Raw genomic sequence first — 13045 nt, 5'->3', positions numbered from 1 at the left:
CAGATGATCAACGACCTCACCCTGGGGGTCCGGCTGACCGTCGGGGGCAGCCGGAAGTCCTGGGTGAGGCTCGCGCTCCAAGGCATCGGCATCGGCCTGTGCGTGGCGGTGTTGCTGCTCGCGGCCTCCCTGCCCACCGCGATCGGCGAGCGCAACTCGCGCGGTGACGCGAGCGAGCCGGTGAGCGACGGCACCGGTCCGCCACCACTGCTGGTGGAGGCCGCGCACCCGCAGTTCGGCGCGGACACGTTGCGCGGCAGGTATGTCCGCGTGCTCGCGCCCGACGCTCCCGTGCCTCCCGGCATCGACCGGTTGCCCGGCGACGGCGAGATCTTCCTGTCTCCGGCTCTCGCCGAGCTGCTGGCGAGCCCGGAAGGCGAGCTGCTGCGGCCGAGGTTCCCGCAGAAGGTGGTCGGGACCATCGGGCAGGAAGGCCTGCAGGGGCCGATCGACCTGCTGTTCTTCGCGGGTGACAAGACGATCGAGCCCAGCGAGGGCGGCGGCGGCAACGCGACCTACAGGTTCGGCATGAACTACGGCGGCGGTGGCGTCGCGCCGATCCTGTGGCTGCTCAGCGTTGTCGGCGTCATCGTGCTGCTGTTCCCGGTCCTGGTGTTCGTCGGCGTCTCCGCGAGGCTCGCCGCCGCCCAGCGAGATCGCCGGCTCGCGGCGTTGCGGCTGGTAGGTGCGGGTGCGAACCGGGTGCGGCTGATCGCGTCCGGTGAGGCGCTGGCGGGCGCGTTCGTCGGCCTCGCCGCCGGGTTCGGGCTCTTCTACCTGATCAGGCCGCTCGCCGCGGAGATCAGCATCGAGCAGCTGGCCGTGTTCCCGAGCGATCTCACGCCGTCGCTGGGGCTGACCCTCGCCGTCGTGATCATCGTGCCGGTGCTCGCCGTCTGCACGTCGCTGTTCGCGATGCGCCGCACGATCATCGAACCGCTCGGCGTGGTGCGCGAGCAGAAGCCGGTGCGCCGCAGGGTGTGGTGGCGGCTGGTGCCCACGATCGCCGGTGCGGCGCTGCTGGGCAGTCAAATGGGCAAGCTGAACGAGACGGACCGGCCGGACCAGTGGCCGGTCGTGCTCGGCGTGGTGTTCCTGATGTTCGGCATCCCGGTGTTGCTGCCGTGGCTGGTCGAACGGGTCGTGTTCCGGATCAAGGGCGGCTCGCCCGCGTTGCAGCTCGCCGTGCGCAGGCTGCAGCTCGACAGCGGTACGGCCGCGCGCGTCGTCGGCGGTGTGGCCGTGGTGCTCGCCGGCACCGTCACGCTCCAGATGATCCTCGCCGGGGTCGAGAACGAGGTCGTCGTCGAGCAGACCCGCAAGGTCGACAACCACGTCCTGGCCGTGACGGTGAGCAACTCCGCCGAGGGACTGCGGGAGGCGCTGGCGAAGGGCCGCGGCGTGCGGGAGGTGCACGAGCTGGTCCGGACGCACGGGAACACCGCCGGCGAACGGCCGAACCAGAGCTGGGTCGCCATCGCCATCGGGACGTGCGCGGCGCTGCAGAGCCAGATCACCGCCACGAACTGCACGGACGGCAAGGCCTACATCGCGCCGGGAGTCGACGGCGGGGCCGACGTGACGGGAGGAACCGAACTGACCTTCGGCTCGCCCGGCCCGGAGCAGACCCGATGGCGGTTGCCCGCCGTGCTGGAGCAGACGAACGCCAGCCGCGGCGGTGTCTACCTCACCCCGGCCGCGGCCGCGGGGCTCGACCACGGCGACGACTTCCGCGAGTACCAGGCGGTGCTCGACCCGGCGGTGCCCAGCGCCGCCGAACACGCGCGCAACGCCATCGCGCCCTACTCGTGGCGCACGTCCAGCTACTACCTGGGCCAGAGCCAGCTGCCGGAGGTCGAGCGGGTGTTCGGCCTGATCCGCCAGGGCCTCTACGCGGGCACGGCGATCACCCTGCTGCTCGCGGGGGCGTCGATGCTGCTCGTGGCACTGGAACAGGTCAGGGAACGCCGTCGCCCGCTCGCCGTCATGGCGGCCTCCGGGGTGCCGCGCGGCACGCTCGCCAGGTCGTTGCTGTGGCAGAACGGCCTGCCGCTGGTGCTCTCCACCGTGGTGTCCGTGGGCACCGGCATCGGGCTGGGGGCGTTGGCGATCAAGGTCTCCAACGCCGAGGTCGCCTTCGACTGGCCGGGGATCGCGCTCATCACCGGCGCCTCGATGGCGCTGGTCCTCGCGGTCACTGCTCTGACGTTGCCCTCGCTGAGAAGGGCGACCGGAGCACTTGGGTTGCGGACCGAGTAGTCACCTCGTGCTCTGCCAGGCGGTCCTGCACCAGTCCGTGCCGGAACTGGTAGCAGGCCCCCGCCCGGCAGAGCACGCCGAGCTTGCGTGAATCCTCGAGGAAGACCATCAGCTCCCAGGGCAGTTTTCCGCGCAACGCCAACCAGATCCGCGCGACGGTGAACCACCACCACCGCAGGTGCAGCACGGCCAGCGCGAACCCGAGCATCAGCCCGGACGCGAGGCCCAGCCCGACCATGCCGGTCTGGCCGGGTCCGAACACCAGCGCCGCCGCCGAGCCGAACACCACGGCCAGCACCAGAGATCCGGTCCACACCGCGATCCGGTCGCGTGACATCGTCCACTGAGGACTGGAAGCCTGCGAGAGCTCGGCCGCGCTCGACAACGCGAACCGCAGCGCGACCGCCACCGCGAGCCCGAGGCCGACCACCAGACCGGCGGAAAGTCCGTAGAGCGCCCCGAAGACCAGTCCGGCGGCCAGCCCGAGCACACCCGGCACGAGCAGCAGACTCCGCCAGATGCCCAGACGTGGCTTGGCTTTGCGTTCCTGTGACGCGGTCAGCGCGGCCGCACCGACGGCGATGCCCGCGACCAGACCGGTGATCGGGGCGAGCGACGGCGTGATCGAGTACGCCATCAGCCAGCCGACGCCGAACCCGCCGATCGCGCCCAGCACCAGTGCGCCGAGCAGCGCGAGCCACGTGTTGCCGACCGAGCGCCGCAGCTCCCACCAGGCCAGCTCGCGGATGCCGCGGTCGCGCATCTCGTGCGCGAGGAACTCCAGCCACCGGCGAGCCCGGTCACGTGGCCAGACCTGCGTGGCTCTCGCGTGGTGAGCGGCCGCGCGGTTGCCGAACGCGCGCGACACCAGCTCGTCGCAGAGGTGGTCGGAGATGGCCCGCGCGTCCGGAAAACGGCCGCGGTCCAGCAGTTCGGTCGGCTCGGCCTCGGAGTCCGCGTAGACCATGCTGGCCAGCCACATCGTCAACGGCGTGCACAGCGCGTCCGCGAGCCTGCCGTCCGGTTCCTCGCGCAGGTGGATGAACACCGGCTCCCACCGCGCCGCTCCCACGGTGTCCGCGCTGGCCCGCAGGTAGGCGGCGACCTCCTCCAGGTCCAGCGGTGTCAGCTCGACGACGTCCGCGCCCGGCACCGGGCCGGCCAGGTGCACGGCCTGCTCGAACTCGGCCGTGCGGCAGGTCAGCACCAGCGGCCGGCTCGCCGGGAAGGCCTTCGTGATGCGGGCCAACGCGTCCGCGCGCTGGTGGCCGGGGATGTCTTCGAGGCCGTCCAGCACCGGGAGGATCTTCTGCTGTTCGACCAGCAGATCACCCGCGTAGCTGCCGTACAGCTCGGTGTTGCGCAACGCTGGATGGTCCTCGTACAGCCTGCGCGTCAACCACGTGCGGATGTCCTCGACCGCCGGGTTCCACGTCGACAACGGCAGCAGCACCGGAACCATGCCGCCGTCGTAGCGGTCCAGCAGCCCGCACGTCAGCAGCATCGCGACGGTCGTCTTGCCGGTACCGGCCTCGCCGAGGAACACCATCCTGCGGTTGAGCTGCCGTTCGAACGCACCCACCACCGCGTCACTGCGTCCCGGCGGCGCGTCCGGCTCGTCGCTCAGGTCCAGCTCGGGCGCGGTCCAGTGCAGGTCCAGCACGTCCGGATCGGTGAGGCCGCGCGAGCGCACCTCCTCGTTCCACTGGGACTGCAGACCGATCGCCAACGCCCGGCACGCGGCGTCGAGGTGCTCGTCCGTGCTCAGCTCGGCGTTGTGCCTGCGGCGGACCCACGGGTCGAGTAAAGCCAGAAAGCCCAGGAACGCCAGCGCGAGGACGATCAGCCACACGTGCGGGTTGATGCCGTGGTCGGTCACGAACAACCCGGCCGCGGTGAGCAACGCGGTCAGCACGCAGCCGGCCAGCAGCGCCTGCTGACGGAATCTGGACATGCGCGCATCATGACGCACAGCATCCGCCCGGGGTCGATTCAGTGACCCGTGTCGTGACGTTCGTTGATGATCACAGATGCCACCTGAGGTCGTTGAGGGTGAGGAACTGGCCGTCGGGCCCGACCTCGATCCCGAAGTGGTGCCGGCGGGGTTTGCCCAGCTCGTGCCACTCGACGAGGGCCCGCTCGGCGTCGTCCCACAGCCGGCGCGGGCCGCCCTGGTCGACGTGCGAGCCGTGGTGGTGCACCCAGGAACCGTCCGGATGGGCCAACCAGTCGTGGCCCGCGGCGACGTCGGTGAGCGCGATGCCCGCGAAGAACTCGAAGGGACTGGCCGGATCGACGACGGTGTCCAGCGGCAACGTCGTGGCGCGGCGTTCGTAGATGCCCTCACCGGCGAGCGTCGGAGGGCGGGCGTGCGCGCGTAACGGCATGAAGCGGCCGTCCTCGATGAGCACCTGGCCCTCGCCGGTGCCGTCGCCGTTGGACACGATCCGGACGAGCCCGGCGCCGATGGGGCGGTGCAACGTGGTGACCACCAGACCGCCCGGCCGGACCTGCTCCAGCCAGGCGGGTGGGATGGTCGCGACGGAGCAGGTGGCGAGCAAGCGGTCGTACGGTGCGCGCTCCGGATGGCCGAGTGCGCCGTCGCCGGCGACGCACGTCGGGGTGAACCCGTTGCGGAGCAAGCGTTCCCGCGCGCGTTGCGAGATGTTCGGGTCGACGTCGATCGTGGTCACGTTCTCCGCACCCACGGCATGGCACAAGAGAGCTGCGTTGTAGCCGGTGCCGGTACCGACCTCGAGGACTGACTGTCCGTTGTGGACGTCCAGGGCCTCCAGCATGATCGCCATGATCGTGGGCATGCTCGACGAACAGGTCGGTGTGCCGCCGGTCACCGTGTCGTCGCCGTCGAACTGGGTAACCCACACCCGGTCGGCGTAGACGAGTCTCAGCCAGTCCGGGTGCTTCGCGGTGACCCGTTCCCAGTCACCGCTGTGCAGCTGGCGGTAGAAGCGCGGCAGGAACTCGTGCCTCGGGACCGCCCGGAAAGCCTTGAGCCACTTGGAATCGTGCAGCACGCCATCGCCGAGCAGGTGGTCGGCCAGCTCGGTGCGCAGGGCCCCGGCGTCGTCCATGTCACCCACAACGGTATCCCTGTGGCGGAGCACACGCAGCGATTGCTAGCAGGGTGCTTGCAAGAGCTAGCACTCATGGCTAACGTAGTTGGTGGCACGAGGAACGGGAGCGGGAACAGTGGACAAGTCCATCGACAAAGCAGTCGCGGACCTCGGCCGCAACATCGGTGAGTACATCCGCGAACAACGCAACAGCGCCAAGATCTCCTTGCGGGAACTGGCGAAGCAGGCGGGTGTCTCCAACCCATACCTCAGCCAGATCGAGCGAGGACTGCGCAAGCCGTCCGCGGAGATCCTTCAACAGATCGCCAAGGGGCTGCGCATCTCGGCCGAGGTGCTCTACGTCGAGGCCGGGATCCTCCAGCAACGCGAAGGCGGTGCGTTGGCGGACGCCATCGTCGCCGCGACCGATCTGAGCGAGCGGCAGAAGCAGGTGCTGCTCGACATCTACGAATCTTTCAGGCGGGAGAACGCCGCCAAGAACAAGGAGGAGTGATCTCCATGCCGAAGCTCACGCAGGACGACGTCCGCAAGGCCGCCGAGCAGGGTGCGCAGGCCGCGCGTCAGGCCCTTCTCGCCGCCCTCGGTGCCGGTGACCTGGCCGCCAAGGCCGTGGTCGAGGCTCTGAACAAGGCCAAGGAGCGCGCCGAGGAGGCCCGCACCCAGGCCCAGGACCTGCCCACCGAGCTCAAGGACCTGCGCGACAAGCTGCAGCCGGCCGAGCTCAAGAAGCTGGTCGACGCGTACACCACCTCCGCGGTGAACCTGTACACCTACCTCGCCGAGCAGGGCGAGCAGACGCTGGAGCAGATCAAGGCCCAGCCGCAGGTCAAGCAGGCCGTCGAGCAGGTCGAGCACGCCGTCGAGGCCGCGCAGAAGCGCGCCGAGTCCGCCGCCGCCGACGCCCGCGAGCTCGCGGACGACGTGCTCGGCAAGGTGACCCGTCGCACCCGTTCGGTCGGCGAGAAGGTCGCCGTCGCGGTCGACAAGGGCAGCGAGAAGCTGGCCGAGGAGATCGCCGAGGCCGGTGACGAGGTGGCCCACGAGGTCCGCAGCACCGCCCGCAAGACCGCGAACCGCACCGCGCCGCGCAAGCCGGCGACGACGACCCGCAGCACCGGCACCACCGCTGCGGCCAAGAAGACGACCACGACGAACACCACCAAGTGAGTCGCTGAAAGTCCTCTGAGAGGGGAGTGCGCCGACCGGCGTGCTCCCCTCTTCGCGTGCGTGCACGTAGTCTGGGTGCGTGTTGTTCTTCAGCCTGCCGAACGCGTGGAGCTTCTGGTACCTCGACCAGATCGCGTACCTGTTCGCCGACCTGGTGTTCACGGTCGTCGCACTGTTCGCGTTCTTCCACGCGCTGAGTCAGCGCGTGGACGCGTACACCGCGGCTGAGCGCATGACCAAGCCCGCGTGGCTCGGCATCACGGGCGGCGGGTTGGCCGCGATGCTCCTGTTCGACCCCGGCACCTTCGGCTCGATCTTCTGGCTCGCCGGCCTCGTCGCGGTGCTCGTGTACATGGTCGACGTGCGACCGAAACTGATCGAGGTGCAGCGCGGCCCCCGCTGGTGATCACGCACGCCTACGGTTCCGGCTCGCCGGTGACCCTGGTCGCCCACGGGCTCGGCGCCACGCCCGGTGAGGCGCGGATTCCCGCCTCCGGGCTGCCCGGTACGCGCGTGGTGGTGACGCTGCCGTCGCACGGCGAGGCTCCAGATGCCCCGCCCGGTTACTGGGACTACGGCCGGATCGCGGCCGATCTCGCGACCGTTTCCGCAGATCACGCCATTGGTGTCTCGTTGGGCGCCGGAGCGCTGGTCCGGTTGCTCTCGCTCGAACCTGATCGTTTTCAACGCGTGGCGCTGCTGCTCCCGGCGGTTCTCGACCAGCCGCGGCCGGCGTTCACGTTGCAGCAGCTCTCCGACCTGACCGTCGGTCCGCCCGCCTACGTCGCGGAACGACGTGCCGCGCTCACCCGGCTGGCAGGTGCCGCCGAGCAGTTGCCGGGTCAGGTCGCCGTGACCGACGCCTCGGTGCTGGCCTCCGCCTCGATCCCGGTGCTGGTCATCGGGGCTGTGGGCGATCCGCTGCACCCCGAGGACGTGGCCAAGGCGACCGCTGCGGCGTTCCCCCAGAGCGACCTGTGGCTGATCGACTCACCGTCGCCGATGATCACCCACCGCGCCGAGGTCCGGCACAGATTGGTCGACTTCTTCGCCGGGTAGCCGAAGGGCTGGCCGAACAGAAGAAGATCGCATTCCTGGTCGACACGGAGGGCATCGAGCAGGTCGAGCTCACCGACCCGTGGACGCACGTCGAGAAGGCCGGCGGGGTGCCGCGCCTGCTCGCGCCGAAGCTCGGTGAGGTGCGCGGGTTCCACCACCTGACGCCTGCCGACGCGTTCCCCGTCGACACCTCCTACGCCGACGCGAACGCGGACGACTACGACGGCGCGATCATTCCCGGCGGTGTGGCCAACGCGGACTTCCTGCGGATGGACTCCGACGCGGTTCAGCTGGTGAAAGCCCTGGTGGCGGCCGGCAAGCCGATCGCGGCGATCTGCCACGGGCCGTGGCTGCTGATCGAGGCGAACGTGGTGCGCGGCAAGATGCTGACCTCGTTCCCGAGCCTGCAGACAGACATCCGCAACGCCGGCGGTGACTGGGCCGACCAAGAGGTCCGGGTCTGCGACATGAACGGCTGGACGCTCGTGACGTCCCGCAACCCCGACGACCTGCCCGCGTTCAACCGCGAGGCGCTGAAGGCGTTCGGGCTCGACTGAGCGGGGTCTGCAGCCCCCGTTCAGCTCTTACAGGCGCGTCTGGGCGTAGTGGGCCATCGCGTCACGCACCCACTCAGCCATGTTGTCGCCGTTGACCTCGAAGTTCGCCCGGAACTCGTCCGAGTCGACGTAGAGGTCGCCGAGCCCCGTGTAGGACTCCCGGTTGGGCGTCCAGCTGAGGCAGATCCAGCGGTGGTGGCGGTCGATCAGCTCCTGCGTCTCGGGAGCGTCGATCGCCGTGCCCGCGGTGAACAGGGCACCGAGCTCACGCGCGATCTCCTGCCACTCGTTCATGAACTGGTCCGCATCGGCGCGGGTCCAGCTCTTGAGCTTCTGCCTGCTCTCGGCGAGGTGTTCCTTGACCCCGTCGCCGTAGCGCTCGACCAGCTCGGCCTCGTAGCGCTCCTGCTTCGACGCGTCGAAGCCGTCGAACAGCTCTTCCAGTTTCACTTCGTCCCCTCCTTCCAGTTCGGCAATCGTGCGCGCGACGGTCCCGGCGAGCCGGTCCAGCCTGCTTCGCTCGTTCTGCAGCCACCGGTGGTGGTTGCGCAGGACGGTCAGCTGGTCGTGCTTGCCGTTGAGCAGCTCCGCGACCGTGTCGAGGCCCAGGCCCATGTCGCGCAGCAGCAGGATCTGCTGCAGGCGGTGCACCTGTTCCTTCTCGTAGTAGCGGTAGCCGTTGTCACCGACCCAGGCCGGTGGCAGCAGCCCGATCGAGTCGTAGTGCCGCAGCGTCCTGGACGTCACCTTCGACATCCGGGCCACCTGGGCGATCGACCAGGCCATTTCAGTTCCCCCTTCGCGCTCTGATTCGAAGGTAAGGGTTGACGTAACGTCAAGGTCAAACCGAGTTCGGCAGGATGGTTGCGAATTCGCGCCGACCGACTACCAGGCGAATTCGCCGGAGTCTGCGGAGCAGCGACAATGAACGCCGTGTGGACCATCGCCGGATCGTTGGAACCCGTCCCTGTGCTGTCCAGGCTCGACCTCGTGCCGGAGCCTGTCGCGGCGGCGCTGAAGAACCTGGATGGCGCTGACCGTGTCGCGGTCTCGCCGATCGACCCGACTTTGGCGGACACCGCCGAGTTCTGTGCGCACTACGGCTCACCCCTCGAAGCCTCGGCGAACTGCGTGGTCGTCGCAGGCAAGCGCGGCGGCGAGATCCGTTATGCGGCCTGCATGGTGCTGGCGACCATGCGCGCGGACGTGAACGGTGTCATCCGCCGGCGGCTCGACGCGCGCAAGGCGTCGTTCGCGCCGATGGACGAGGCCGTCGCGTTGACCGGCATGGAGTACGGCGGCATCACGCCCATCGGCGTGCCCGCGGACTGGCCGATCCTGGTGTCGCCCGAGGTGGCCGCGCTGCCCGAGATGGTGGTGGGCAGCGGCATCCGCGGCAGCAAGATCCTCATCCCCGGTGACGTGCTGATGAAGCTGCCGGGCGCCGAGATCATCGAGGACCTGGCGCGCTGAGCCTCCCGATCACCTGGTCCGGGTCGAGGTCCCACCTGATCACCCGCGGGTCCGGGCCGGACGAGGTGAGGTCGCCGTCCGCGTCGAACAGCACGGCGTTGACCGGGCCGGTGTGTCCGGTCAGCGTCGCGACCTGAGTGCCACTGACCTGCCACAACGTGATCAGGCTGTCGTTCGCGGCGGCCGCCACGGTGGTGCCGTCCCGGCTGACCGCGACCGCTCCGACCGCGCCTCGGCCGGTGACGAGTGTGCGCGCCTTGCCGTTGGTGCCCCACAGCGCGACCTCGCCGCCTGCGTCGCCCACGGCCAGCAGATCCGAGCCGGGTACGGCGGCGATCGACTTCACCGCCGGCCCGGATTCACGGAGAACGACGACCTGGTCACCGGACCAGCGCAGAACCCGGCCGTCGGCGCCGCCTGACACGACGCCGACCGTGTTGCTGCCATCGGCGCCGCGGCCGCCCGAGTCGGCGCCGTCGTCGAAGAACGCCACGGTGTTCACCGGACCCGAGTGCCCGGCGGGCAGCGCGCGGCCCGGTGCGTCCGAGCCCAGGTCCCACACCACGACCGTGCCGTCCTCGCCGCCGGTCACCGCGCGGTCGTCGGCCACCACGAGACTCTTGATCGGGCCGCGGTGCACCTGCCACGTGCGGACGGCCTGGCCGTCGGTCTTCCACAGCGTCAGCACACCGCGCATGTCCGCGGCCACGACCGAATCCTGCGAGCGGAACGCCAGCGCGGTGACGTGGGCCGGGGTGTCGATGCGCCCGATCTGCCGGCCGGAACGGTCCCACAGCAGGATCATCTTGTCGCGGCCGCCGGTCGCCAGCACCGAGCCGTCCGGGGAGAGCGCGATGCCCTCCGGTGGGCTGGTGTGGCCGGTCAGCGGGGGCAGCGGCAGGTTCCAGAGGCTCACGCTCTCGTCGCCGCCCGCCGCGAACCAGCCTCCGTGCGGGCTGAGTGCCGCCGCGTAGAACGGGTGCGTGCGGGTGATCAACCCGGTCAGCCAGCCGCCGTCGGGCACGGTCCACCAGCGGACACTGCCGTCGTCGCTGGTCGACACGAGTTTCGTGCCGGCAGCGTCGAACTGCACCGAACGCACGGAGCCGACGTGTCGGCGTAGGCCGGAAGTTTGGCCGCTCGCGAGCACGCGCAACACGACCTGATGGTCATCTCCGCCAGAAGCAAGCACACGGCCGTCAGGGCTCAACGCGACCGTGCGCACCGCAGCGTCGTGATCGGTGAACGCGCGCGTGACGCCGTTCTCCACCACCAGCGTGCCGTTCTTGCCGCCTGCCGCGAGCACGGATCCGCTCAACGCGAGCGCGTTCACCTCGCCGAGCTCGTGTGCGACGGTGCTGGTCCGCGTCCAATCATCGGTGCGCCACAACGAGATCACGCCGTCGGCAGTCGCGATCGCCGCAGTCGTGCCGTCGGCGTTGAACACCAACGCCCGCACACCCGCGTCCACCATCACGGTTCGCAACGGCAGGTGCGTTCGCGTGTCCCACAAGACAATCCGACGGTCGTCGCCCGCAGACACGAGCACAGCGCCGCCGGGTTGGAACGCGAGCGTGCGCACGGAACCGTTGTGCTGCGACAAAACAACGGGTGAGCTCACGGACGTCGTCGACCGCAGCAGCACGGAATGGTCATCACCAGCGGTGGCGAGCAACGAGCTGTCGGCGTTGAACGCGACCGCCCGCACCGGCCCACGATGGTCCTTCAACACGATCCGCGCGGGCTTGTAGGCAGCGGTGCTGAGCAGAGCGCCGCGTGCCTCGGCCGTTGCCGATGTGCGATAGGCCTCGACGGCGAGCTTTCCTGCGGCGTCCGGCCACGACGCGCTGAGGTCCTGCGCCTGCACGGCGATCTGCCGCGACTCGGCGACCTGCTGTTCGCGGACGGCGGTCCGGCCTTGCACCACGGCCACCGACGTCACGACCACGCACACCACTGCCAGAGCGGCCAACGCCTTCACCAGTGTGCGCAGCCTCCGAGCCTGCCGGTGCACCGCTTCCCGGGTCGTGCGTTCCTCGATGACAGCTGTCTGCAGGAACTCCCGCTCCAGCTCGTTGGACGACACCAGCCAGTCGATCCGGCTGGACAGCTCGCGCATCGCGGCGAGCCGGGCACCCCGGTAGAGCAGGCCGGGATCGCGGCCGGACGCCTGCCAGCTCGCCGCGGCCGTGGTGAAGTCGCGCAGCAGCCGCAACGACTCCCGATCGTCGTCGATCCACCGCCGCAGTCGCGGCCACGCGCGGACGATCGCCTCGTGCGCGAGTTCGACCACGCCGTCCGCGACGACGACCAACCGTGCGTTCGCGAGCACGTTCACGACGTGTGCGGTGTCGGTCTGGCGTCCCGCCGCCAGCACCTCGTCGAGCGGTGCACGCCTGCGCAGGTCGTTGACATCGTCGTGCGTCTGCACGAGCCGCAGCAGCACAGCGCGTGCGACGGCTTGGGCGCGTGGGGACAGTTCGGCGTACGTCTTCTCCGCGGTCGCGGAGACGGCACCGGTGACACCGCCGCTGGCCCGATAGCCGGAGAGAGTCAACCGCCCGCGTTCTCGTCTTCGCCATGTCTCCAGCAGCGCGTGCGACAGCAACGGCAGCGCACCGGACTGGCCGCGCACGTCCGCCAGCACGGCCGAGAGCATGTCCGGCGCGACCTTCAGCCCTGCCCGTTCCGCCGGTTGCTCGACGGCAGCCCGCAGCTCGTCGTCGGTCATCGGCCCGACCAGCACCTGGGCGTCCCGCAACGCCTCCACCAGCGCGGGCAACGCGGCGCAGTGGCCGAAGAAGTCCGCCCGCACGGTCAAAAGCACCCGATGTTCACCGCCGAGCAGCCGGGCGACGAACTCCTCGCGTTCGTAGACCGACTCGACGTGCGTGAACAGCTCCTCGAACTGGTCTATCACCACGAGATCGGCCGTGGTGCCGCGCCACGTCGTCGGCGTCGCGGTGACGATCTTCCAGTCGCGCAGCGCCGGCAGCACCCCGGCGTGGATCAACGACGACTTGCCCGACCCCGAGGGCCCGAACACGCCGACGACCCGCTGCTTGCGGATCCGGTCGACGACGTCCGCGGCGAGATCGTCCCGGCCGAAGAACCGTTCCGCGTCGCCGACCCCGAACGCCGTCAGCCCGAGGTACGGCGGAGCGTCGTCCTCGCCCCTGGCCGCGTCCCGCCAGCGCTGCTCCCATTGGGTCACATCGCCTTCGCACGCCTGGACGTACGCGAGTGCGACCGGCAGCGACGGCAGTTGTTCACCGGCGGCGGCCTGCGACAGCGCCGTTGCGGAGTAGTGCGCGCGTTGAGCGAGCGTCCGGTAGTTCGGTGAGCCCGCCTTCTCCCGCAGCTGCCGCAGCTCCCACGCGAACCGCTGAACAGGCCCTTCGTCGGGATCGATCGGCCGCTCTCGTCTGCCCACCC

Annotated in this window: 11 protein-coding genes; 7 read left to right on the top strand and 4 right to left on the bottom strand. The window is 69.9% G+C overall.

The features are described 5' to 3' along the window. Window positions 1-3: 3 nt before the first annotated feature. The gene (locus LFM09_RS13335) at window positions 4-2259 is read left to right on the top strand and encodes an FtsX-like permease family protein (RefSeq protein WP_414096932.1); all 2256 of its coding nucleotides are present in this window, start codon (window positions 4-6) and stop codon (window positions 2257-2259) included. Here the strand turns inward: LFM09_RS13335 and LFM09_RS13330 are convergent. Both LFM09_RS13330 and LFM09_RS13325 read right to left on the bottom strand, forming a co-directional pair. Next, on the bottom strand, window positions 2195-4213 hold the full coding sequence (locus LFM09_RS13330) for an NACHT domain-containing protein (protein WP_414096718.1): 2019 nt from the start codon (window positions 4211-4213) through the stop codon (window positions 2195-2197). The genes LFM09_RS13335 and LFM09_RS13330 overlap by 65 nt on opposite strands. A gap of 70 nt (window positions 4214-4283) precedes the next feature. Further along, on the bottom strand, window positions 4284-5351 hold the full coding sequence (locus LFM09_RS13325; RefSeq protein ID WP_414096717.1) for a methyltransferase domain-containing protein: 1068 nt from the start codon (window positions 5349-5351) through the stop codon (window positions 4284-4286). 118 nt (window positions 5352-5469) lie between these two features. Here LFM09_RS13325 and LFM09_RS13320 point away from each other — a divergent pair, with 118 nt between their 5' ends. From LFM09_RS13320 to LFM09_RS13300, 5 genes are all read left to right on the top strand, one after another. Continuing rightward, complete coding sequence (locus LFM09_RS13320; protein WP_414096716.1) at window positions 5470-5847, top strand: helix-turn-helix domain-containing protein; 378 nt, start codon at window positions 5470-5472, stop codon at window positions 5845-5847. 5 nt (window positions 5848-5852) lie between these two features. Continuing rightward, entirely contained in the window at window positions 5853-6521 is a 669-nt protein-coding gene (locus tag LFM09_RS13315) for a hypothetical protein (RefSeq protein ID WP_414096715.1), read from the top strand. 130 nt (window positions 6522-6651) lie between these two features. Then, window positions 6652-6927 carry a DUF2516 family protein gene (locus LFM09_RS13310; RefSeq protein WP_414096931.1) on the top strand — a complete coding sequence of 92 codons (276 nt, stop codon included), beginning with the start codon at window positions 6652-6654 and terminating at the stop codon, window positions 6925-6927. Window positions 6928-6956: 29 nt separating this feature from the next. Beyond that, the gene (locus LFM09_RS13305; protein ID WP_414096714.1) at window positions 6957-7580 is read left to right on the top strand and encodes an alpha/beta fold hydrolase; all 624 of its coding nucleotides are present in this window, start codon (window positions 6957-6959) and stop codon (window positions 7578-7580) included. 8 nt (window positions 7581-7588) lie between these two features. Further along, complete coding sequence (locus tag LFM09_RS13300; protein WP_414096930.1) at window positions 7589-8137, top strand: type 1 glutamine amidotransferase domain-containing protein; 549 nt, start codon at window positions 7589-7591, stop codon at window positions 8135-8137. A gap of 27 nt (window positions 8138-8164) precedes the next feature. Here the strand turns inward: LFM09_RS13300 and LFM09_RS13295 are convergent, their stop codons facing one another. Beyond that, window positions 8165-8923, bottom strand: coding sequence for a MerR family transcriptional regulator (locus tag LFM09_RS13295; RefSeq protein ID WP_414096713.1), 759 nt, complete (start codon window positions 8921-8923; stop codon window positions 8165-8167). A gap of 138 nt (window positions 8924-9061) precedes the next feature. On the opposite strand from LFM09_RS13295, the gene LFM09_RS13290 reads away from it, so the two are divergent. Next, window positions 9062-9610, top strand: a complete 549-nt coding sequence (locus LFM09_RS13290) for a YbaK/EbsC family protein (RefSeq protein ID WP_414096712.1) — start codon at window positions 9062-9064, stop codon at window positions 9608-9610. On the opposite strand, the gene LFM09_RS13285 is transcribed toward LFM09_RS13290, so the two are convergent. Further along, window positions 9588-13043: a hypothetical protein gene (locus LFM09_RS13285; protein ID WP_414096711.1), complete on the bottom strand. Its 3456-nt coding sequence runs from the start codon at window positions 13041-13043 to the stop codon at window positions 9588-9590. The two genes, LFM09_RS13290 and LFM09_RS13285, sit on opposite strands and share 23 nt — an antisense overlap. Between the last annotated feature and the right edge of the window lie 2 nt (window positions 13044-13045).

The sequence above is a fragment of the Lentzea alba genome, from assembly GCF_047445655.1.
Taxonomy (GTDB): domain Bacteria; phylum Actinomycetota; class Actinomycetes; order Mycobacteriales; family Pseudonocardiaceae; genus Lentzea; species Lentzea alba_A.
The sequence above is the reverse complement of the archived record's forward strand: the minus strand, read 5'-3'. Positions and strand labels throughout refer to the sequence as shown.

Coding starts and splice junctions, on each gene's coding strand:
- LFM09_RS13335 (WP_414096932.1), top strand. CDS start 4: ATGATCAACGACCTCACCCTGGGGGTCCGGCTGACCGTCGGGGGCAGC.
- LFM09_RS13330 (WP_414096718.1), bottom strand. CDS start 4,213: ATGTCCAGATTCCGTCAGCAGGCGCTGCTGGCCGGCTGCGTGCTGACC.
- LFM09_RS13325 (WP_414096717.1), bottom strand. CDS start 5,351: ATGGACGACGCCGGGGCCCTGCGCACCGAGCTGGCCGACCACCTGCTC.
- LFM09_RS13315 (WP_414096715.1), top strand. CDS start 5,853: ATGCCGAAGCTCACGCAGGACGACGTCCGCAAGGCCGCCGAGCAGGGT.
- LFM09_RS13295 (WP_414096713.1), bottom strand. CDS start 8,923: ATGGCCTGGTCGATCGCCCAGGTGGCCCGGATGTCGAAGGTGACGTCC.
- LFM09_RS13290 (WP_414096712.1), top strand. CDS start 9,062: ATGAACGCCGTGTGGACCATCGCCGGATCGTTGGAACCCGTCCCTGTG.